General features: G+C 60.2%; 18 protein-coding genes and 2 pseudogenes. 7 read left to right on the top strand and 13 right to left on the bottom strand.

Translation table 11 applies throughout. From position 1 onward, the window contains the following. Window positions 1–34: 34 nt before the first annotated feature. Together BK662_RS23400 and BK662_RS23405 are read left to right on the top strand one after the other, a co-directional pair. Window positions 35–124, top strand: a pseudogene (locus BK662_RS23400) (M10 family metallopeptidase C-terminal domain-containing protein); the annotation flags it as partial. A 155-nt stretch (window positions 125–279) separates the two neighbouring features. Beyond that, a complete protein-coding gene (locus tag BK662_RS23405; protein WP_123359789.1) occupies window positions 280–642 on the top strand; it encodes a DUF427 domain-containing protein in 363 nt (120 codons plus the stop codon). Window positions 643–896: 254 nt separating this feature from the next. On the opposite strand, the gene BK662_RS23410 is transcribed toward BK662_RS23405, so the two are convergent. Together BK662_RS23410 and BK662_RS23415 are read right to left on the bottom strand one after the other, a co-directional pair. Then, a complete protein-coding gene (locus BK662_RS23410; protein WP_123359788.1) occupies window positions 897–2519 on the bottom strand; it encodes an MFS transporter in 1623 nt (540 codons plus the stop codon). 171 nt (window positions 2520–2690) lie between these two features. Then, window positions 2691–4340, bottom strand: a complete 1650-nt coding sequence (locus BK662_RS23415) for a GMC family oxidoreductase (RefSeq protein WP_123359787.1) — start codon at window positions 4338–4340, stop codon at window positions 2691–2693. 133 nt (window positions 4341–4473) lie between these two features. Between BK662_RS23415 and BK662_RS23420 the strand changes: the two genes are divergently transcribed. Next, the gene (locus BK662_RS23420) at window positions 4474–5367 is read left to right on the top strand and encodes a LysR family transcriptional regulator (RefSeq protein ID WP_123359786.1); all 894 of its coding nucleotides are present in this window, start codon (window positions 4474–4476) and stop codon (window positions 5365–5367) included. Between the two features lie 573 nt (window positions 5368–5940). Then, window positions 5941–6300: a DUF6124 family protein gene (locus tag BK662_RS23425; protein WP_123359785.1), complete on the top strand. Its 360-nt coding sequence runs from the start codon at window positions 5941–5943 to the stop codon at window positions 6298–6300. Window positions 6301–6472: 172 nt separating this feature from the next. Here BK662_RS23425 and BK662_RS23430 read toward each other — a convergent pair whose 3' ends face one another. The 7 genes from BK662_RS23430 to BK662_RS23460 are packed head-to-tail and all read right to left on the bottom strand — an operon-like array spanning window position 6473 to window position 12818. Continuing rightward, entirely contained in the window at window positions 6473–7891 is a 1419-nt protein-coding gene (locus BK662_RS23430; protein WP_123359784.1) for an ATP-binding protein, read from the bottom strand. Beyond that, the gene (locus BK662_RS23435; RefSeq protein WP_123359783.1) at window positions 7888–8550 is read right to left on the bottom strand and encodes a response regulator; all 663 of its coding nucleotides are present in this window, start codon (window positions 8548–8550) and stop codon (window positions 7888–7890) included. The genes BK662_RS23430 and BK662_RS23435 overlap by 4 nt, the downstream gene beginning before the upstream one ends. Before the next feature lie 11 nt (window positions 8551–8561). Beyond that, the gene (locus BK662_RS23440; protein WP_123359782.1) at window positions 8562–9206 is read right to left on the bottom strand and encodes a tetratricopeptide repeat protein; all 645 of its coding nucleotides are present in this window, start codon (window positions 9204–9206) and stop codon (window positions 8562–8564) included. Continuing rightward, on the bottom strand, window positions 9203–10012 hold the full coding sequence (locus BK662_RS23445; protein ID WP_123359781.1) for an SDR family oxidoreductase: 810 nt from the start codon (window positions 10010–10012) through the stop codon (window positions 9203–9205). The genes BK662_RS23440 and BK662_RS23445 overlap by 4 nt, the downstream gene beginning before the upstream one ends. Further along, a complete protein-coding gene (locus BK662_RS23450; protein WP_123359780.1) occupies window positions 9999–10673 on the bottom strand; it encodes an iron-containing redox enzyme family protein in 675 nt (224 codons plus the stop codon). Before BK662_RS23450 ends, BK662_RS23445 begins: the two co-directional genes overlap by 14 nt. Continuing rightward, window positions 10670–12151 carry an AMP-binding protein gene (locus tag BK662_RS23455; RefSeq protein ID WP_123359779.1) on the bottom strand — a complete coding sequence of 494 codons (1482 nt, stop codon included), beginning with the start codon at window positions 12149–12151 and terminating at the stop codon, window positions 10670–10672. Before BK662_RS23455 ends, BK662_RS23450 begins: the two co-directional genes overlap by 4 nt. Continuing rightward, complete coding sequence (locus tag BK662_RS23460; RefSeq protein WP_123359778.1) at window positions 12141–12818, bottom strand: thermostable hemolysin; 678 nt, start codon at window positions 12816–12818, stop codon at window positions 12141–12143. Before BK662_RS23460 ends, BK662_RS23455 begins: the two co-directional genes overlap by 11 nt. 186 nt (window positions 12819–13004) lie before the next feature. Between BK662_RS23460 and BK662_RS23465 the strand changes: the two genes are divergently transcribed. After that, window positions 13005–13577 (top strand): cytochrome b, encoded by a 573-nt coding sequence (locus BK662_RS23465; protein WP_123359777.1) that lies wholly within the window; start codon window positions 13005–13007, stop codon window positions 13575–13577. On the opposite strand, the gene BK662_RS23470 is transcribed toward BK662_RS23465, so the two are convergent. Further along, the gene (locus tag BK662_RS23470) at window positions 13558–14664 is read right to left on the bottom strand and encodes a DNA alkylation repair protein (protein ID WP_123359776.1); all 1107 of its coding nucleotides are present in this window, start codon (window positions 14662–14664) and stop codon (window positions 13558–13560) included. The genes BK662_RS23465 and BK662_RS23470 overlap by 20 nt on opposite strands. A gap of 159 nt (window positions 14665–14823) precedes the next feature. Continuing rightward, on the bottom strand, window positions 14824–16632 hold the full coding sequence (locus BK662_RS23475; RefSeq protein WP_123359775.1) for a monovalent cation:proton antiporter-2 (CPA2) family protein: 1809 nt from the start codon (window positions 16630–16632) through the stop codon (window positions 14824–14826). A 194-nt stretch (window positions 16633–16826) separates the two neighbouring features. Here BK662_RS23475 and BK662_RS23480 point away from each other — a divergent pair, with 194 nt between their 5' ends. Then, window positions 16827–17741 (top strand): LysR family transcriptional regulator, encoded by a 915-nt coding sequence (locus BK662_RS23480; RefSeq protein ID WP_123359774.1) that lies wholly within the window; start codon window positions 16827–16829, stop codon window positions 17739–17741. On the opposite strand, the gene BK662_RS23485 is transcribed toward BK662_RS23480, so the two are convergent. Both BK662_RS23485 and BK662_RS23490 read right to left on the bottom strand, forming a co-directional pair. After that, window positions 17731–18507: a substrate-binding domain-containing protein gene (locus BK662_RS23485; protein WP_123359773.1), complete on the bottom strand. Its 777-nt coding sequence runs from the start codon at window positions 18505–18507 to the stop codon at window positions 17731–17733. The two genes, BK662_RS23480 and BK662_RS23485, sit on opposite strands and share 11 nt — an antisense overlap. A gap of 30 nt (window positions 18508–18537) precedes the next feature. Next, the gene (locus tag BK662_RS23490; protein ID WP_123359772.1) at window positions 18538–19830 is read right to left on the bottom strand and encodes an MFS transporter; all 1293 of its coding nucleotides are present in this window, start codon (window positions 19828–19830) and stop codon (window positions 18538–18540) included. Between the two features lie 280 nt (window positions 19831–20110). On the opposite strand from BK662_RS23490, the pseudogene BK662_RS23495 reads away from it, so the two are divergent. Then, window positions 20111–20462: pseudogene (locus BK662_RS23495) on the top strand (FKBP-type peptidyl-prolyl cis-trans isomerase). The last annotated feature ends 16 nt before the right edge of the window (window positions 20463–20478 follow it).

A 20478-nucleotide genomic window follows, 5' to 3' on the forward strand; every position in this document is an offset into this window, starting at 1 on the left:
GTCAATCCACCACGATCAACCTGGTGCCAATGGCGGTGCCAACCTCGAGACTCGCGCCGACGACACGGTCTATGGTTTCAACTCCAACGCCAAGCGGGATTTCGACAGTACTACCTCTGCGAGCAAGCTTGCACCCGTTCGGCTGCGAAACCGTCGCGTCGACGGAACATGGGTTATACCTGATGGTTCCTGGTAAAGGTGTGTGAGGGCTATGCTGCCCATCGCGAACAAGCCTGCGCTCCATTTGGATCTTCGCCGTTGTAACAGAGGAGCTATCCCATGAAAGTCCCAGGTCCCGGTAATCCCATCGCCATCGCCCCTCAACCCGGCTGCGTGGTGGTGAAGTTCCATGGCATTCAAGTGGCGTCATCCACTCGGGCGCTGGTCATGCATGAGGCCAATTATCCTCCGGTGTACTACATCCCTCGTGAGGACATCGCCGAACACTATTTCGCCCGCACCGACCACACCAGCTATTGCCCGTACAAGGGCGATGCCAGCTATTTCAGCCTGCAAATACCCGGGCATGAAGGTGCCAATGCGGTGTGGAGTTATGAGGACCCGAAGGTGTCAGTTGAGCAGATTCGCGGGTATGTGGCGTTTTATCCTGAAGAAGTGACGTTTGAGGTGCTTGATACCTGAGGTGCAGAAAGCATTGTGGTGGGGGGCTTGGCCTAATGTCGGCCAGTTAACAGAAATTCAGAGTCTCGCGTACCATTGTGGCGAGGGAGCTTGCTCCCGCTGGGGCGCGTAGCGGCCCCGAAGCCTGTCAGCGCACGGGATTCAGATAGAGCATGGTGTCCGTCTTGCGACTGCTTCGCAGCCGAGCGGGAGCAAGCTCCCTCGCCACAGGAAGCCCGCTCCCACAGGTAAGCCTGGGCTAGAGGTACGTGCCGTCAGTTCTTGTCCAGATCCACATTCTTCGTCTCACGCAAACAGATCATTCCCACCACCAGGCTCACCCCGGTAATCACCACCGGGTACCACAGCCCATAGAAAATATCCCCGGTGTACACCACCAGGGCAAACGACACCGTCGGCAGGAAACCACCAAACCAGCCGTTGCCGATGTGGTAGGGCAGGGACATGGAGGTGTAGCGAATGCGGGTCGGGAACAGTTCGACCATCAACGCTGCCAGCGGGCCGTAGCACATGGCGGAGATGATAATCAGCGCCACGATCAGCGCCACGATCATCGGTTTGTTGATCAGCTGGGTGTCGGCTTTTGACGGATACCCAGCCAGGGTCACGGCGCCACGCAGGGCCGCTTCATCGTAGCCTTCAAGTTTCACTTCACCGACGCTGACCTGCACGGCGCTGCCGGCCGGAGCCGCTTCGCTGTTGTAGGGCAGGCCTTGTTTGACCAGGAAGGTTTTGACCTTGTCGCACGGGCTATCAAATTTAGCCTTGCCCACCGGGTCGAACTGGAAGGTGCAGGTGGCCGGGTCGGCCAGCACGGTGATCGGTGCCTGGCGGCTGGCCTGGTCGATGGCCGGGTTGGCGTAATGGGCCAGAGTCTTGAAGATCGGGAAGTACAGCGCGGTGGCCAGCAACAGGCCGATCATCAGCACCGGTTTGCGCCCGACCTTGTCCGACAGCCAGCCAAAAAAGATGAAGAACGGTGCGCCAATGATCACGCTGACGATCAGCAGACTGTTGGCCAGGGCCGGGTCCATTTTCAGGAATTGGGTGAGGAAGAACAGCACATAGAACTGCGCTGCGTAGAAGGTCACCGCTTGCCCGGCGTTGATGCTGAACAGCGCAATCAGCACCACTTTGAGGTTGTCCCATTTGCCGAAGGAATCGCGCAGCGGCGACTTGCAGAGCTTGCCTTCTTCTTTCATTTTCACGAACGCAGGCGACTCATGCAGGCTCAAGCGAATCCAGGTCGAGATGCCCAGCAGCACGATTGAAAACAGAAACGGAATGCGCCAGCCCCAGACTTCGAACTGGTCACCGGTGAAGTAGCGGCAGCCGAGCACCACCAGCAGCGACAGCAGCAAGCCGAGGGTGGCGGTGGACTGAATCCAGCTGGTGTGGAAACCGCGTTTGCCGATCGGCGCGTGTTCCGCGACATAAGTGGCCGCGCCGCCGTATTCACCGCCCAGCGCCAGACCCTGGAGCATGCGCAGCACCACGAGGATGATCGGCGCGGCAATGCCGATACTCGCATAAGTCGGCAGCAAACCGACGCAGAACGTCGCCAGGCCCATGAGGACGATGGTCGCGAGGAACGTGTATTTACGCCCGATCATGTCCCCCAAACGTCCGAACACCAGCGCACCGAACGGCCGCACGATGAAGCCGGCGGCGAAGGCCATGAGCGCGAAGATGAACGCCGTGGTGTCGTTGACCCCGGCGAAGAACTGTTTGCTGATGACCGCCGCGAGGGCGCCATAGAGGAAAAAGTCGTACCACTCGAACACCGTCCCGAGGGACGAGGCGAAGATGACTTTCTGGGTTTCCTGACTGGTGCCGGCGCTGCGGACGGCTTCCAGGGGCTGAACATGTTCTGACATATCGGTATCCCTCACAGTGATTGTTTTTGTTGTTCCACTGGTGTTGCGTGTTCCTTGTAGGGGTAATGCTCAATGCTCGCGAATCAGCTGCAATCCCTGTTGGAGTGCAATCCCTTGTGGGAGCGAGCCTGCTCGCGATGGCGGTGTATCAGTCACCATAGATGTTGGATGTCAGACCGTCATCGCGAGCAGGCTCGCTCCCACAGTGGGGGTGTTGGCGGTAGTTTCGAGGATCAATTGCGCAGCTTTCTCGGCAATCATCAACGTCGGCGAGCAGGTGTTGCCTGAGGTGATGCGCGGCATGATCGAAGCATCGGCGATGCGCAGGCCGGGGATGCCGTGAACACGCAACTCGGCGTCGACCACCGCGTGCGCATCGTTGCCCATCCGGCAGGTGCCCACCGGGTGGAAAATCGTCGTGCCGATCCGGGCGGCCGCTTCGTGCAATTGCTCTTCACTCTGCAAGCTGTCGCCGGGCAGGTACTCGACCGGTTTGAACGCTTGCAAGGCGGGCGCGGAGACGATGCGGCGGGTCAGGCGGATGGCGTCGGCTGCCACTCGCAAGTCTTCGGGATGACTCAGGTAGTTGGGCTGAATCAGCGGCGCTTCCCGCGGGTCGGCGGAACGAATGTCTATCCGGCCACGGCTTTGCGGGCGCAGATCGCAGACCGACGCAGTGAAGGCGGGGAAGGCGTGCAGCGGCTCGCCGAAGCGCTCCAGCGACAACGGTTGCACGTGGTATTCGAGGTTCGCCGAGGTCTGCTCCGGCCCCGAACGGGCGAAGGCACCGAGTTGGCTCGGTGCCATGGACAGCGGGCCGCTGCGGTCATACAGATAACGCAGGCCCATGCCCATCTTGCCCCACAGCGTGCCGGCAATCTGGTTCAGGGTGCGGGCGTTTTCCAGTTTGTAGATCAGCCGCAGTTGCAGATGGTCCTGCAGGTTGCCGCCCACGCCGGGCAGTTCATGGACAACGCCGATGCCCAGTTTTTGCAGGAGCGGGCGAGGGCCGATTCCGGAACGCTGAAGGATGCCCGGTGAACCGACGGAACCGGCACACAGCACAATTTCCTTGCGTGCCTTGAAGGTTTTGGCCTGGCCTTGCCAACGTGCGCTGACTGCTGAGGCACGGCCGTTTTCCAGCTGCACGCGGTCCACTTCGACGTCGGTCAGCACCGTCAGATTGGCGCGCTGGCGGATCGGTTTGAGAAACGCCTTGGCCGCGTTCCAGCGGATCCCGGCTTTCTGGTTGACCTGGAAATAGCCGCAGCCTTCGTTGTCGCCCTGATTGAAGTCATCAATGCTGGCAATGCCGCTTTGCTCGGCAGCGGTGCGGAAGGCGTCGAGGATCGGCCACGACAGCCGCTGCCGTTCGATCCGCCATTCGCCGGCAGCGCCATGAAACTCCGAGTCGCCGGCAAAGTGGTTTTCGCTTTGTTTGAACAGGGGCAGAACGTCTTGCCAGCCCCAGCCGGCATTGCCCTCGGCCGCCCAGCCGTCGTAATCACCGGCCTGGCCGCGCATGTAGATCATGCCGTTGATCGAAGAACAGCCGCCGAGCACCTTGCCGCGTGGGTAGCTCAGGGCGCGGCCTTGCAGGCCCGGTTGCGTTTCGGTCTTGAAGCACCAGTCGGTGCGCGGGTTGCCGATGCAGAACAGGTAACCGACGGGAATGTGAATCCACGGGTAGTTATCGCGGCCGCCGGCTTCGAGCAGCAGCACGCGATGCTGCGGGTTGGCTGACAATCGATTGGCCAGCAAACAACCGGCCGGCCCGGCGCCGACCACGATGTAGTCGTATTCATCAAGGGAAGTCTGCATCCCTGACCTCGTATTGTTGTTCTTGTTGTCGGTCATCCTAGTTGTTAGCTTTCGTTAAAAGAATGTTAGTTTTTGCGCAGCTGCTGTGCGTTTTTAGACAGCGTCGTTAACGGCATAACGTCAGGGATGGTTCATGTTCGACTGGAATGACCTGCGGTTTTTTCTCGAATTGCAGCGCAGCGGCCGCTTGCTCACCGCCGCTCGCCGTTTGAACACCACCCACGCCACCGTGGCCCGGCACATCGAAGCCATTGAAAAAAGCCTCGGCACCGCGCTGTTCGTCCAGCATACCCAAGGCTACGAATTGACCCCGGCCGGCGAAGCGCTGCTCAAACACGCCGAGGCCATGGAAAACGTCGCGCTGCTGGCTCAGGAAGAAATCACCCAATCATCCGCGCCGCTGGGCAAGATCCGCGTCGGGGTGACGGAAGGGCTGGGCATCATGTTCCTCGCCAGCCGCATGAACGGGCTGTTCGAACGCTATCCGGGGTTGGAGGTGGAGCTGGTGGCGGTGCCGCGCTTCGTCAGCATTCTCAACCGTGAAGCCGAGATCAGCATTCACCTGGAACGCCCGGCCGCCGACATGCTGGTCACTCGAAAACTCACCGATTACCGACTGGCGCTCTACGCCAGCCAGGCCTATCTGGACCGCGCGCCACCACTGCGCAGCCGCGAAGACCTCGGTCGGCATGCATGGATCGGCTACGTCGACGACTTGCTGTTCAGCCAGGAACTGATGTTCCTCAACAGCTTCTGCCGCAACCCCCAGGTGGTCTTCCACAGCACCAGCGTCATCGCCCAACAACAGGCCGCGCGCTCGGGGTTGGGGATCGCCGTGTTGCCGTGCTACATGGCCAGCGCCGATCCGGACTTGGTGCCGTTGCTGCCGGATGAAAGCATCCAGCGCAGTTATTGGATCAGCACGCGGCGCGAGCTGCACAAGTCCGTGCGGCTGCGGGTGTTGTGGGATTACGTGGTGGAGTTGTGTGAGCGTGAGCAGGATCTGCTGCGAGGCTCCTACGGGTAATGCTGTTCACTTAAGAGAATCTTGAGTCAGTGAGAAACCTGTGGCGAAGGAGCTTGCTCCCGCTTGAGTGCGTAGCACTCACAAAAACCGGCGATTGTTCAGATTTTGGGGCCGCTACGCAGCCCAGCGCAAGCAGCTCGCTCGCCACAAAGGCAGGCATGACCGAAGAGTCGCGCTTAAGTGAACATCATTACGCTCCTATGGGGCACGTTTTAAACAAGAAAAACCGCGATCGTTTAAATGAAGCTTGCCGTTACCATCCAGAGGCTACAACGCCTTGCGCCACTCCCTACACGTAAGACAGAATCCGCCGGCTTGTGCGCCTTGGGCCCGCTCGGTAACTTGATTCCCGTCACTGCTCATCAGTGATCGGGTCTGCAAGCCCGCCGGAATACCAGTCGCATAGCCCTGCCAAAGGACGCTCGTTTATGTCCGCGAAATGGCGGCTTTGTGCGGGAGATCTTCGGATCTGCCGGGTTCCTGGTTTCCCGGTCTTGCAGACCCGCACATGGCTGCCACCCATCATCTGCAAGTGATGTCGGTAGTTCCTAATGAACAATCAGGAGTTTCACCATGATCAAACCTACGCCCAATCCGCCGGACACCGATCCGATATCCCCGTACGAACCCGATTCAAAAAAACTCAATGAGGCCGCCAAACGCGCCCTCGACTTCCACTTTCCATCGAATGCCGATATCAAAGCCACCGCGCGTAACCCCAGCAAGCTGTTTGCCGTGGCCCCAGAGGCCACAGCCGAAACCCTGGCGATTTTTTTGGTCGAGACGCTGGCCTCGGTCGATGTGATGGTCCATCAGTTGGTGGATCATCTGGAGGGTGAGTCACGCTACGCCCTGCTGGGCATTTCAAACAGCATCATGGTGGCGGAGATCACCGCGAACCGGGTTCTGGATCACATTGATACGCCCGAGTAGGCATGGGCTGCTGTGGTGAGTGAGTGACTGACGCAGGGTTGTGCAGTGGCTCCTTTTTTGGGACCGCTTCGCGGCCTAGCGGGAGCAAGCTCCCTCGCCACAGATTGTTCAGCGGCCACGAACAGGATGTGCCGCATGCACCATTCGCCTGTAGGAGCGGGGCTGTGGTCATTCAGCCATTGGGCGGCAGCTCGCGGGTGGTCCGTCGCACAGAGTTGTGCTTCTGGCCATCGGGAATCGACAGGGTCGCCCGCAGCCCGCCTTCGGGTGGATTGACCAGCGTAATCCGCCCACCCAGCCGCGTCGCAATGGTGCTGACGATGGTCAACCCCAACCCCGCGCCCCCGGTATTTCCGCGGCTGTAAAAACGTTCGAACAACCGCGTACGTTCCGCTTCGTCGATGCCCGGCCCCTGGTCCTGGACGCTCAAGTTGTAGAACCCTTCCTCCTGGCTCAATTGCACGGTGATGACGCCATGCTCTGGCGAAAAATTCGCGGCGTTGGTGACCAGATTGTTCAGGGCGATGTCGATGGCGGCGGCGTCGGCGAGGACTTTGAACGGCTGGTCATCGACGTCGAAGGCCAGTTCCAGGTTCCGGCTCAGTAACCAGGGTGTGAGTTGGGCCAGGCTGGCGCGCACGGTTTCGCTCAGGTCGATGCTGTGCAGCACCGGCGCCACGGCTTTGGGCTCGAGACGGGCCATGGTCAGCAACTGATTGACCAGGCGGCTGGTGCGGTCGACCCCAGCAATCAGAAACGCCAGGGATTCACGACGTTCCTGTTCCGTGCCGGCTTCCTGCAGGTTTTGCGCATGCACCCGCAGCACGGCCAGCGGCGTGCGTAATTCGTGGGCGGCGTCGGCGATGAAGCGCCGCTCGCGGCCAAGCACCTCTTGAATTTGCGCGAGCATGCGGTTGAGCGCTGCCTGCATCGGTTCCAGTTCGCTGGGCAATGGAGTCAGTTGCAACGGCTCCAGAGAACCACTGTGCCGTGCCCGCAACGTTTCCGCCATATTGGCCAGGGGTTTGAGCCCCCAGCCAATGGCCAGCCAGACCATGGCCGCCAGTATCAGGCTGCCCAGCACATTGGGCCACAGGGTATGACGCACGATCCGGTCTACCAGGTCCGCACGCACGTCGTCCCGTTCACCGACCCAGATGCGCAGGTCATTCTGTTTGTCTTCGAGCATGAACACCCGCCAATGGCGGTTGTGCAGATCCACCACATCGCTGAAACCGGATTTCGTCGGCGGCGCCGTGAAGGAGGGCGCACTGGCGGTATGCACCAGTACTTCGCCCTTGCGATTCCACACCTGAAAGGCAATTTTGCTTTCATAGGGATGACCATCAACTCTCGGCACCGCTTCACTCAAAGCCATGTTGAATGCCTGGTACAGTTCGGCGTGTTCATTGCTGGCCAACGGCATGCGCATCACACCCTGCAGCAACCGGGCGTTCTGGGCCAGTTGGGCGTCGTAGACTTCGGCAATCTCGTGATTGCTGTCGTGCAGGTTGAGCACGCTGATGATCGCCAGGCCAGTCAGTAACAGGCCGATGATCAGCGTCAGGGTGCGACGCCGGATGGAAGTCATCGACGCTCCTCCACCAGGTACCCGACACCGCGAATGGTGCGGATTAGGTCGGTGGAGAACTTCTTGCGCAGGTGATGGATATGCACTTCCAGGGTGTTGCTTTCGGCTTCTTCGTTCCAGCCGTAAAGCAGTTGCATCAGGTGATCGCGGGTCATGACCCGGCCCGGCGGCGAAAGCAATTCGTGGAGCAGTTGATATTCCTTGGGCGTCAGCGCCACCGGCTCGCCTTGATAGCTGACTTGCTGGGTGCCGGGGTTCAGGCTGATGCCGGCGTGTTCGATCAGCACTTGGGCGCGACCGGCGCTGCGTCGCAACAAGGCCCGCAGGCGAGCCTTGAGTTCGGCCAGGTCGAAGGGCTTGATCAGGTAATCATCGGCCCCCGCATCCAGGCCGGCGATGCGGTCTTCGGTGGCGTCCCGGGCGGTGAGGATCAGTACCGGCAGGTTAGAGCCGCTTTCGCGCAGGCGGCGCAACACTTCCAGGCCATCCAGGCGCGGCAGGCCGAGGTCGAGCACGGCCAGGTCAAACGTCTCGCTGAGCAGCGAATGCAAGGCACTGCTGCCGTCTTGCAGCCAGTCGACGGTGTAACCCTCACGGCCCAGGGCCTGATGAATGCCCTCGCCGAGAGCCACGTCATCCTCGATCAGTAATAAACGCACGCGGACTCCTGTCAGCTGAGTTTCTTGTTCACGTCCACCAGTAATGCCTCGATCTCTTTGCGGCGCCCGGCATCGGCGCTTTCCCGGCCAGGACGCGGTGCCGCTTGCAGGGCTTTTTGCAGTGCGTCCTTGGCTTCACCATAGCGCTTTTGACGGTAAAGGTGATCGCCCCAGAAGTACAGACTGTCGATGCCGGCCGGGTTCAACTGCAAGGCCTGCTTCAACAGTTGTTCGGCCTTGTCGGCATCGCCGAAACCGATGGGCCAGCCGGGCACGCGATCATACAACGCCGCAAGGCTGGTGTAGGCCGAGCCTTGCAGGGCCTTGGGATCAATGGCCAGGGCTTTTTCCAGATCGACTTTGGCGGCCTTGGCTTTGCTCAGGGCGCCGAGGCCACCCTGGGCTCCGGCCCAACTGCTGGTGACAATGCCGGACCAGATCCACGCTTCAGCCAGGGATTGACGTTCCTGGGTGAACGCCGAGGCCTGGGTCGCGAGTTTTTCGAAGGCCGCGGTGCGCTGTTCGGCGGGCAATTCGTATTGAATGTGCGCCCAGCTTTGCTGAATGCCATTGAGGCGCTGCTGATCGGCGGCGTCCAGCGCCCAGACACTTTGGCTCAACACCCCGAACAGCAGGCACGTGACGATTTTTTTCATGGTTTGAGGCTCTCGTTATCGGGCTTCTGACTGAGGCGACGGATCAGCGGCAATTGTTTGCGCAAGCCACGGTCCACCAAGTGCGGCAACAGACTGTTCAGGCGGACGAAAAAGCGTTCCGGCCAGCCCAGGTACAAGTCGCGCCGGTCACCGGCAATCGCATGGATGACCGCCGAGGCAACGGTCTGCGGGTCGTCGACGTTGGCTTTGAGCGCGTCGTTCAACGCCTGGGCCGCCGGGCTGTTCATGCTGGTGTGGGTCGCCCGGGGGGCGACGTAGAGCACGCTGATGCGAGTGTCGGCCAGTTCCCGGCGCAGGGCTTCGGAGAAACCGCGCAAAGCAAATTTGGTGGCGCAATAGCTGGCGTAACCGGGGTAACCGATGGAGCCGTAGGTTGAGCCGACGTTCACCACCATGGCGCTCTCGGCTTGTTTGAGCAGCGGCAGCAACAGCTTGGTCAGGCAGATCGGCGCACTGATGTTCACCGCCAGCATCGCATTGATCTCGCTGTCATCGAGCTGTTCGAGCATGGCGAAGTGATTGACCCCGGCGGCATTGACCAGCAGGTTGATGCCACCGATGGCTTCGGCCGCAGCCAGCACTTTGTGTCGGTCGCCGGGGACGGTCAGGTCAGCGCCGACCCAACACAGGTGCAGCGGGTAGTGTTCGAGCAAGGGCTCCAGCGACTCCCGGTGCCGGGACACGGCCAACACCCGCGCGCCACTGGCACACAGGGCACTGGCAATGGCCAGGCCGATACCGCCGCTGGCTCCGGTCAAAACCACACGGGCTTCATGCAGCTGCATGCAGGTTCTCCCCATCGCGGGGCAGGCCGCGGAACATGTCGGTATAGAGTTTGTAAACGACCTTCGAGGCATGAATCACCGCGGCTTGATCCGCCGGGTCTTCGAGTGTGTTCATCAGCCGGCGGTAAGTTTGCATGTGTTCGATATCCAGCGAGCCGTGGGAGCTCAGGTAGCTGAAGGCGGTTTCCGGCAGCGCCAGGCGTTCGCGGATGCTGCCGGCCGCGTGGGTGGCCAGGGCAATGCTGGTGCCTTCCAGCACGTTGACCATGCCGAACAGGCCCACCGGGTTGTCCCGTGCAATCAGGTCGTAAAGGAAGCTGACCATCAACTCGATTGGCAGCGATGGACGACCGTCACACACCGCCTCTCTGTCGCCACCACAGGCCTCGATGTCGTCGAGTACCCATTGTTCGTGGCCGTATTCGTCCTCGATGTACTCGCACACTGCTTTGCGCAGCCATTCCAGCCGCTGCGGCAGCCGTGCGCCGCACGCCATCATCAACGGCACGGTATGGCGCACGTGGTAGTAGGCCTGGGCGAGGAAGGCGCGGTAGCTCTCCAGGCTGACTTTGCCCTCGAGGGCATCGCGGATGATCGGCAGGTTGAACAACTCGTGGCGTTCCTGCTGGGTGGCTTCTTGCAGGGTGTCGAAAAAACTCATGATGCGGATTCCTCGGAAAAAACGGAGTCAGTGAGCTGCGCCCGGTAACGCTCGACGATGGCGTCGCGGCGTGGTCGGCCATTGGCGGTCAGCAAGCCGTTGGCGGCGGTGAACGGTTGATCGAGACGGGTCCAGTGATGAACCTGGGCGTAATCGGGCAGGGCCTCGTTGGCCTGGGCCACCGCAGCGGCCAGTTCTTCATCGGTGCAGTCCGGCCGATGGGGCCAGAGTAGAGCGTGGTTGGTTGGCATCGCTTCGCCGTAGACGAACGCCTGAGCGATGTGGCGACGCTGAGTGAGTTCGGCCTCGACCCATTCCGGATTGACGTTGCGACCGAAACTGGTGACGAACTGATGCTTCTTGCGCCCGTTGAGGTAGAGAAAACCTTCCGGATCGAACTCGCCGAGATCGCCGGTCGGCCACCATTCATCGCTGAAGGGCGCTTGCCCCAGATAGCCGAGCAGGGTCGAGCCCTTGACCAGCACTTCACCATCATCGGCCAGGCGAATCTCAACATGGGGCAGGGGCCGGCCGACGCTGCCGGGGCGGCGCGCGCCCGGGCGATTGAGGCAGACCACCGACGAGCATTCCGACAACCCGTAACCCTCGTAAACCGGAATGCCGATGCGCTGAGCGCGATGCAATAATTCTTCGGAAACCCGCGCACCGCCCACGGCGGCAAAGCGCAACGACTGAGGGTTGAACGCTTTTTGCTCGGCGGCGCTGACCAGCATCAGCAGCAACTGCGGCACCAGGATCAAGCTCTCGGGTGCGCGGATGGCCAGGCAACCCAAAAGCCGCGGCACATCGACACCGCTGGCGCCTTGAATGCCCAGGGTTTTCTGGCTGGGTACGCTCAAGGTCGCGCCGGCATACAGCGCGGCATAACAGCCGAGGTTTTCCAGCAGAATCGCCAGGGGCAGCAGCGCCAGGTGATGCCGTGGATCGGTGGGCTTGCTTGCCTGATCCAGTTCACGGGCCACCCGCAAAAGGCTCTCGGCGCTCAGGCACACGCCTTTGGGCGTGCCGGTGGTGCCTGAGGTGAAGGTCAGTTTGGCGGTGCGTTCGGGTATCCGGTTCGGATCGCTGAAGGTGCGACGCCAGAATTCGCCGGTCTTCTCGTAGCCGGCCGCCTGCAGTTCGGCCTCCAGTTCCGGTTCGGCAATCACCCGTTCGGCCTGGCTCTGTTCCAGGCAATGACTGCGTTGTGCCGGGCTGAAGAAGGGCGGCAACGTCAGGCAGGTCAGGCCTTCGAACAGTACGGCCAGGTCCCATAGTATCGCCTCGGCGCCGTTGTCCAGGGCCAGCGCGACCACTTTGACGTGCTCATCGCGCAGACGCTGTTGGCGGTACATGACCTCGGCGTACAGCGTGGCGTAGTCCAGTTTCAACTGATCGCCCCACAAGGCGATGGCGTTGGTCTTGCGTTCGGCGTGATTGCGCAGGGTCTGTTTGAACCGCTCCATTTCAGGCGACATGGCTGGACTCCTCAAGGGACGTCGGCAACCCCAGGCGATTGAACAGACCGATGTTGCGTAAATGGATGAAACCGGCGCGGATGTTGCCGACATGCACCCATGGCTGACTCTCGTAATAACTGCCCCAGAGGTGACGGTCGTCGCCCAGTCGCGCAGGGTCGGCGGCGCAGAGCGTCACCGGCTTCAAGCCCAGGCGATGAAAACTGTTCACCAGCCCGATGTTGCCGGTGAACGCCACCCATTCCAGCCCGCCCATGGCCAACAGGTAGGTGATGGCGATGATGCTCAGGCGCGCACTGCCGGTATCGCTGGCAGCGAGGTTCCCGACCTCGACAATACCGGCCCGGTCCACGGGTTGACCGGCAGCGTCGCTGATCAGCGGATCGATCGCCTCGTCCAGGTAACGCTCCAGAAACAGCGGTTCGGCACTGGCCAGTCGTACGCCGGCCACCGCACACAGCGTGCCTGACGCATCGCTCATGCCGAACAGCTGTGGCATGAATTGGCGGATGTCGGCGCCGTGGGTCTTTCGAAAACGCTGCTGGATAAAAGCTTCGAAGACCGGACGCTGGGGATCGTCCGGCAAGGCTCTGGCCAGACTCATCTGCGGGGTTTCGGCTTGGCCGAAGTGCAGGGGCAGAGGGATGTTCCAGTCGAAATCGGGCATGGGCAAGAACGCCTCCCTGAGTAAGTTTGGGAGGAGTATCAAAGGCAATTCTTAACGGAGTCTGAAGGTGGCCTTCAGATTGCCTTAAGACTGGGCGGGCAGGGTGGCGCCGGTCGGTTCGACGAAACCGGATCCAGGCTGTACGAAATGAGTCGGCAGCCGCCACCGATCTTCACGAGGCCCTGTATGACCCGAGATTCAGCAGTACACCGGTATGGAAAACTCTCGATCACCTTGCACTGGCTGATGCTGGCGCTGTTCGTCGGCGTTTACGGTTGCATCGAGATCAAAGGATTGTTGCCCCGTGGGCATGCCTTGAAGGGCCTGTTTCTGGGGCTGCACGGCATATTCGGGTTGAGCATTTTTGTGCTGGTCTGGGTTCGCTTGCTCGGGCGCCTCACGCCCCGACCACCGATTACCCCGGCCCCACCCACCTGGCAGACGGGCGTCTCGCACCTCATGCACCTGGCGCTTTATGGGCTGATGATCGCTACGCCGCTATTGGCCTGGTTGATGCTGGCCGCCGGGGGCAAGCCGATGCCGTATTTCGGCTTTTTCCTGCCGGCGCCGATTGCGGTTGATCCCGATCTGGCCAAGCAACTCAAGCATTGGCACGAATTGCTCGGTAGCACTGGCTATTGGTTGATTGGTATGCATGCAGCGGCGGGGTTGTTCCATCACTACTGGGTCCGCGACAACACGCTCACGCGCATGCTGCCGGGCGGCTCTGGTGTGGGCATCAATGAGCGTCAGCGATAATTCGGAATTGGGTGCTGGCCAAGCGTTCGCCATTTACCAGAATGTGCACCGCGTGCTGGCCGGCATAGTGCCTGCGGGTGGTCAGTTCCTTGATGTGCTGACTGCGGCTAATGGCTTCGCTGGCATTGTCGGACAGCGTGAGGGCTTTAAGTTTGAACACCTTTGCCGAGGTGCTGCCGTTGGCTTTGACATAATCGATAGCGTAATCGATCACCAATCGCTGACTGTCCGGGACCGTGGACTTCACTCTGAAAGACAAAGTGATTTTCTCCCCCAGTCGAATCACCGCCGGCTCAACCTTCACGTCAATGATTTCAACTTCGGGCTTGCCACCCGCGCCAATGATTGCCAGCGCCCGCTTGTTACCTTGTTTGATCAAACTGCGCAGAGCGTGTATGGCGATCCACGCCGTATGCTTGTTGTCCAGCGACCAACCCTCGATCAGCGCCAGCACCCACTCGGGATGATCCTTGGTGATGTCGTTGAGGTGGTTGGCCACGGATTTGCGCACGTAGAGGCTGTCGTCGGCCTTGAGGTTGTCGAGGATCGCAACCGCCAGTGTCGGGTCGGCCTGGACCTGTTCCAGGCGGAACGACCATGGCAGGCGCGGTCGGCTGCCTTCGCTCGCCAGGCGCCGGACGTGTTCGTTTTCATCCAGCGACCAGTCGTGCATCAGCGCCAACGAGCGTTCGATATCACTGCGCAAAAAATGCCGGATGGCAAACTCCGAGGAGCCGAAGGAAGTGAAATATTTGAGCGAATTCATCGACAGATCGAACGTGTGAGCGCCGTAGGTCGCGACGTAGTGCGGCAAAAACATACTGACGAAGGCGCTGTTGAGGCGCGGGGCGAGGGCGCGCAGGACGTCCAGGGATTCTTCAAAATCGAGTGGCAACACCGCGTGCAGACATTCACTGACGCGGGCCATGCGTTGCATGACTGACAATTTCGCCAGACCGGTTTTGGCCAGTTTCAGGAAAGCTTTGGCATCGAAGCCGGGGTAGACCGCAGTCATCTCCGTGGCGATGTGCGCGAGGCGTTCGGCGTTGAAGATTTCCTTCAGGGCGGGGGAGGTCTGGTCAGCCATTGTGGGTTCCTTGGTCGTTGTTATTTATCCCATGCACCGCGTCATCGTTCATCGCGAGCAGGCTCGCTCCCACAGTGATCGAGTCAGCCACAAGATTTTCGGCTGACATAGATCCCCTGTGGGAGCGAGCCTGCTCGCGATGGGGACATCAGATTCACCTCAAGCCTTACCCGCTTCCTCCTCCAACTGATCCGACTCAAACAGTTTTGCCAGTTCCGCCCGTGCTTCCTGCGCGGTCTGCATCACCTTGGCCGCATCGTCGTACACCGCATGCTGGGCTTCCAGCACCTGTTCATCGTGATGGGTAAAGCGCTTGATCCGCGCATCCGCCTGGGCCTGGGTCAACCCTAGTCCAACCAGGGTCCGCCGGGTCATTTCCAGGCTGGAGTAATAGGTTTCCCGTACCGCCTGAGCCCCGACATCCACCAACCGGTGTACATGCTGACGGTTACGGGCGCGGGCGATGATTTTGATGTGCGGATAAAGCTTGTGTACCACCTCGGCCGTCTTGATGTTGGTGTCCGGATCATCGGTGGCGATCACGAAAAACTCCGCTTGCTCGACCTTGGCCGCGCTGAGGATTTCCGGGCGCATCGGATCACCGTAGAACACCGGCACGCCGCCGAAGCTGCGGGACAGTTCAATGGTTTCCACCGACGTGTCGAGGGCGACGAACTTGATGTTCTGCGCCCGCAGAATCCGCGCCACGATCTGCCCCATACGGCCCATGCCGGCGATGACTACGCGAGGTGTGTCGGTGTCGATTTCGCGGAATTTCTCCGGCACCTCCACCGGTTGAACCTTGGGTTTGACCAGTCGTGCGCAGGCCAGCAACAACAGCGGTGTCAGCGCCATCGACAGGGTGATGGTCAGCACCAGCAAGTCGTACAGGCGCGGCTCGAACAAGCCCTGATCCCGGCCGATCTTGAACACCACAAAGGCAAACTCACCACCGGCCGCCAGCACGATGCCCAAGCGAATCGCATTGACCTTGCCCAGGCCCCCGGCCAATCGACCGACCACAAACAGCAACGGCAGCTTGATCGCGATCAGCAGCACCGTCAGCCCCAGCACCACAATCGGCGCACTGAGCAACAAACTCAGATTGGCGCCCATGCCGACGCTGATGAAAAACAGCCCCAGCAGCAGGCCCTTGAACGGCTCGATCTGCGCTTCCAGTTCGTGGCGATATTCGGAATCCGCCAGCAGCAAACCGGCGAGGAACGCGCCAAGTGCCATGGACACACCGACCAGGTCCATCAGCCACGCCGTACCAATCACCACCAGCAACGCAGTGGCGGTGGACACCTCCGGCAAGCCGGTCTTGGCCACCACGCGAAAAACCGGTCGCAGCAAATACCGCCCGCCAATCACCACCACCGCGATACTGCCCAGCACCCGCAAACCATGGTTCAGATCATCGGCGGCGCTGCTGGTGTGATCACCGCCGGCCAGCAGTGGCACCATCGCGATCAGCGGGATCGCGGCGATGTCCTGGAACAGCAAAATCGCGAACGCCAACCGCCCATGGGGGCTGGTCAGTTCCTTGCGCTCGGCCAGGCTTTGCAAACCAAATGCAGTAGACGACAACGCCAGGCCAAGGCCCAACACGATGGCGCTGTTCAGGGATTGGCCGAACACGAACAACGCCAGCACACCAATCACCGACCCGGTCAGCAGCACCTGCGCCAGGCCCACGCCAAACACCGATTTGCGCATCACCCACAAGCGTCGCGGCGACAGCTCAAGGCCGATGATGAACAGCAACAACACCACCCCGAGTTCGGAGATATGGCTGACGCTTTGCGGATTACCGATCAAGCCAAGCACCGACGGCCCGATGATCACCCCGGCAAACAGATAACCCAGGACCGCCCCCAGTTGCAGGCGCTTGGCCAAAGGGACGGTGAGCACCGCCGCGAATAAAAAGACGACAGCGGCTTGCAACAGATTGCCTTCGTGGGGCATGGCGAAACTCCATTAACTCGGTGCGACGGGGGCGCATAGGATAAAGGCTGACACTGGATGCGTCAGCCATGAACGAAAACGTTATGCGCCGACACACATCGCGAGCAGGCGACAAAGATGTCGTTACATTTGGCATCAATTAGTTACATTAATAGGATAAGCTGATCAATCCGTTTCGTTCCCGAGTGCGCACCATGACCATCAACTTCGACCTTAACGATCTGCAAGCCTTCCGCGCCGTGGTGGAGCAGGGCAGCTTTCGAAAGGCCGCGGACACGGTGCGTATTTCCCAACCGGCCCTTAGCCGGCGGATCGAAAAGCTCGAAGACGCTCTGGGCGTGAAATTGTTCGAGCGCACCACTCGACGGGTCAGTCTGACTCAGGCCGGACGCGGTTTCTTGCCCAGCGTTGAGCGCTTGCTGGATGACCTGGACGTTGCGCTTTTAGGCATCAGTGAAGTCGCTTCGAGCCGGCTCGGCCACGTGACCGTCGCGTGTGTACCGTCTGCGGCGTACTACTTCATGCCGCGTGTGATCGCCCACTACCACCGGCAATTTCCGCGGATCAAGGTCAAGGTGCTCGATTCCAGTGCCCACGAGGTATTGAGCGCCGTCGTCAACGGTGAAGCGGATTTCGGTCTGAGTTTCATGGGGGTTCTGGAGGTCGAAGTCGAGTTCGAGCAGTTGGTGCAGGAAGGTTACGTGGTGGCGTGCAGACGAGATCATCCCCTGGCGGGACGCAGCAGCGTGACGTGGGATGAGTTTTATCAGCAGGATTACATCTCGCTGGACAAGACTTCGGGCAATCGATTTCTGCTGGATCAAGCGCTGGCTGGCGTGGTGCCCAAGCGGCCGAGCATCTGCGAAACCCGTCATGTGACGACCATGATCGGTCTGGTAGAAGCCGGGTTGGGCGTGGCAGCGGTGCCGTTGATGGCGATGCCGGCTGCGGACCATCCGATTCTGACGCGGGTACCGCTGACCGATCCGCAGGTGATGCGCAGTGTTGGTTTGATCAAGCGCCGGGGTCGTACGTTAACCCCGGCGGCATTGGCGTTGGAGCGCCTGGTGGTGGAAATGAAAGTCCAGCAACCCTCGGTCAGTGGCTGACCGAGTCCAGCCCCGTTGCTTTTACATCCGGCTGAGCTGCGGTGGAGGCCAGGTATTCAAGCAGCGCCTTGGCCTCGGTCGGGTGTTGCGCATTGACCGGAATGCCGGCGGCGAAACGGGTGACCGATTGCACCGATTCTGGAATTTTCGCCACAAAGCTCACTCCCGGCACCGGCAGCAATTCGCTGACCTGCTGGAAGCCCAGTTGATAGTCACCGGTGGCAACAACCGAGCCCACCGGGATTTTCGAGATCATTTTTGACTTGGGTTTGAGCTGGTTTTCGATGCCCAGGCGCTTGAACAGTTGCTGTTCGATGTACACACCGCTGGCACTGTCGGAATAGGCGACTGATTTGGCATCGAGCAAGGCTTTTTTCAATCCATCCTCCGAGCTGATATCCGGCTTCGGCGCACCTTCACGCACTGCCAGACCAATTCGCGAATCCGCCAGTTCGACCCGTGAAGCGGGATCGATTTTGCCTTGCTTGATCAGGTCGTCGAGGGCATAACCGACCATGATGACCACGTCGGCTTGTTCACCACGGGCCAGACGATTGGGAATGGCTTCCGGGGCTTTTCCCATGGATGGGCCGAGGGCGGTGTCCAGGGTGTTGCCGGTAGACTCGACAAATTTCGGGCCGAGGATCTTGTAGGCTGCGGTGAAACCACCGGAAGTCATCACACGGATTTCTTCGGCCTGGGCGACTGCACTCAAACCGAGGCTGATCACCAGGGCCAGGGCGGTGAAGTTGAAAAATTTTTTCATCGAATGGCTCTCGCAGTTAGAGGTCGGGGTTTACGACACGGCCGGTTGCAGGCGGCCAGAGGCACGGCGATAGAGAAACAGCGTTGCGCACAAGGCACAGAGTGCGGCGAAACTCATCCAGTACCCGGGTGCAGCCTTGTCGCCGGTGTACTGGATCAGGAAGGTCGATATCGCCGGTGTGAAACCGCCAAACACCGCCGTCGCCAGGCTATAAGCCAAAGAGAAACCTGCAACCCGAACCTCGACCGGCATGATTTCCGTGAGCGCGGCGATCATCGCGCCGTTGTACAAGCCATAAATGAACGACAGCCACAGCAGCACCAACAGCATGTTGATGAAACTCGGTGCTTGCACCAGATAGGTCAGCGCAGGGTAGGCGGTGGCCAACGTCAGCAACGCCATGGCGATCAGTACCGGGCGACGACCGATGCGATCCGACAGTGCGCCGCCAATCGGCAGCCAGAAAAAGTTCGAAACCCCCACCAGCAAGGTCACCAACAGCGCATCGGAGGTACTCAGGTGCAGCACGGTTTTGCCGAAGGTCGGCGCGTACACGGTGATCAGATAGAACGCGGTAGTGGTCAGGGCGACCATCATCATTCCGGCGAACACGATGACCCAGTTCTGCGCCAGGGTGCGGAACACCTCGGCCATGCCAGGCCGATGTTTACGAGCGGCAAACTCTTCGGTTTCTTCCAGGTTACGGCGCAGGAAGAAGATGAATGGCACGATCATGCAGCCGACGAAAAACGGAATCCGCCAGCCCCAATCGGCAATCATCGTCGGCGCCATCCATTGGTTCAGACCATAGCCCAAAGCCGCCGCGATGATGATCGCCACCTGCTGGCTCGCTGATTGCCAACTGGTGAAGAAGCCTTTGTTGCCGGGAGTGGCGATCTCCGCGAGGTACACCGATACACCGCCCATTTCCGCACCGGCCGAGAAGCCTTGCAGCAATCGGCCGATCAGCACGATGGCCGGAGCGAACAGCCCGATGGTGTCGTAACCGGGCACCAGCACAATCAGAATCGTACCGCTGGCCATGATCGACAGGGTGACGATCAACCCCTTGCGTCGCCCCACATCATCGATGTAAGCGCCCAGCACCACGGCGCCCAACGGGCGCATCAGGAAGCCTGCGCCAAACACCGCGAAGGTCATCATCAGGGACGCGAACTCGCTGCTGGCGGGGAAAAACACGGCAGCGATCTGCGTGGCATAAAAGCCGAAAAGGAAGAAATCGAATTGTTCGAGGAAGTTGCCCGAGGTCACCCGGAAAATCGAACTGGCCCGGGAGCGACCGGAATGGATTGATGCTGTCATTGACGTGTACTCCACCGCTTTTATGACGTGCACTGCCTGGACGCGGTGCACGGTTCTTATTAGGGCGGATAGTGGAGCAGGGCCATCGATATGTTAATTGCATAGTTGGCATGCATTGATGCGTTGAGCGGATCAATGCATGCGTAAGCATCGAGGTGGTGGGTATCTTAGATCACGGCCACTGCCGGAGACAGGCCGAAACGGTTGCCAACAGCCTGTATTTCTGGGAAAACGGCGCCCATGAAGCTTGTTCGGGCAAGCGCACACTAGAGTGAATGTAATGAATGATGAATTGCAGGTAATCGACCTTGAAGTGGGCGACGGCAAAGCGGCTGTCAAAGGCGCGCTGATCACCACCCAATATCGGGGTTGGCTGGAAGATGGCACTGAATTCGATTCTTCCTACAGTCGGGGTAAACCGTTTCAGTGCGTGATTGGCACGGGGCGGGTGATCAAGGGCTGGGATCAAGGGCTGGGATCAAGGGATCATGGGCATGCAGGTTGGCGGTAAACGCAAGCTGCTGGTGCCGGCGCATCTGGCTTATGGCGAGCGAACGATGGGCGCGATTACACCGAATTCGAATCTGATTTTCGAGATTGAATTGCTGGAAGTGCTGACGCGTGATGATTGATGGCTGTGTGAGTTGA

This window comes from Pseudomonas frederiksbergensis, from assembly GCF_003732275.1.
GTDB classification, from domain to species: Bacteria; Pseudomonadota; Gammaproteobacteria; order Pseudomonadales; family Pseudomonadaceae; genus Aquipseudomonas; species Aquipseudomonas frederiksbergensis_H.

Coding starts and splice junctions, on each gene's coding strand:
- BK662_RS23445 (WP_123359781.1), bottom strand. CDS start 10,012: ATGCAGCTGCATGAAGCCCGTGTGGTTTTGACCGGAGCCAGCGGCGGT.
- BK662_RS23490 (WP_123359772.1), bottom strand. CDS start 19,830: ATGACAGCATCAATCCATTCCGGTCGCTCCCGGGCCAGTTCGATTTTC.
- BK662_RS23485 (WP_123359773.1), bottom strand. CDS start 18,507: ATGAAAAAATTTTTCAACTTCACCGCCCTGGCCCTGGTGATCAGCCTC.
- BK662_RS23465 (WP_123359777.1), top strand. CDS start 13,005: ATGACCCGAGATTCAGCAGTACACCGGTATGGAAAACTCTCGATCACC.
- BK662_RS23405 (WP_123359789.1), top strand. CDS start 280: ATGAAAGTCCCAGGTCCCGGTAATCCCATCGCCATCGCCCCTCAACCC.
- BK662_RS23480 (WP_123359774.1), top strand. CDS start 16,827: ATGACCATCAACTTCGACCTTAACGATCTGCAAGCCTTCCGCGCCGTG.
- BK662_RS23450 (WP_123359780.1), bottom strand. CDS start 10,673: ATGAGTTTTTTCGACACCCTGCAAGAAGCCACCCAGCAGGAACGCCAC.
- BK662_RS23455 (WP_123359779.1), bottom strand. CDS start 12,151: ATGTCGCCTGAAATGGAGCGGTTCAAACAGACCCTGCGCAATCACGCC.
- BK662_RS23430 (WP_123359784.1), bottom strand. CDS start 7,891: ATGACTTCCATCCGGCGTCGCACCCTGACGCTGATCATCGGCCTGTTA.
- BK662_RS23420 (WP_123359786.1), top strand. CDS start 4,474: ATGTTCGACTGGAATGACCTGCGGTTTTTTCTCGAATTGCAGCGCAGC.
- BK662_RS23460 (WP_123359778.1), bottom strand. CDS start 12,818: ATGCCCGATTTCGACTGGAACATCCCTCTGCCCCTGCACTTCGGCCAA.
- BK662_RS23425 (WP_123359785.1), top strand. CDS start 5,941: ATGATCAAACCTACGCCCAATCCGCCGGACACCGATCCGATATCCCCG.
- BK662_RS23440 (WP_123359782.1), bottom strand. CDS start 9,206: ATGAAAAAAATCGTCACGTGCCTGCTGTTCGGGGTGTTGAGCCAAAGT.
- BK662_RS23475 (WP_123359775.1), bottom strand. CDS start 16,632: ATGCCCCACGAAGGCAATCTGTTGCAAGCCGCTGTCGTCTTTTTATTC.
- BK662_RS23415 (WP_123359787.1), bottom strand. CDS start 4,340: ATGCAGACTTCCCTTGATGAATACGACTACATCGTGGTCGGCGCCGGG.
- BK662_RS23410 (WP_123359788.1), bottom strand. CDS start 2,519: ATGTCAGAACATGTTCAGCCCCTGGAAGCCGTCCGCAGCGCCGGCACC.
- BK662_RS23470 (WP_123359776.1), bottom strand. CDS start 14,664: ATGGCTGACCAGACCTCCCCCGCCCTGAAGGAAATCTTCAACGCCGAA.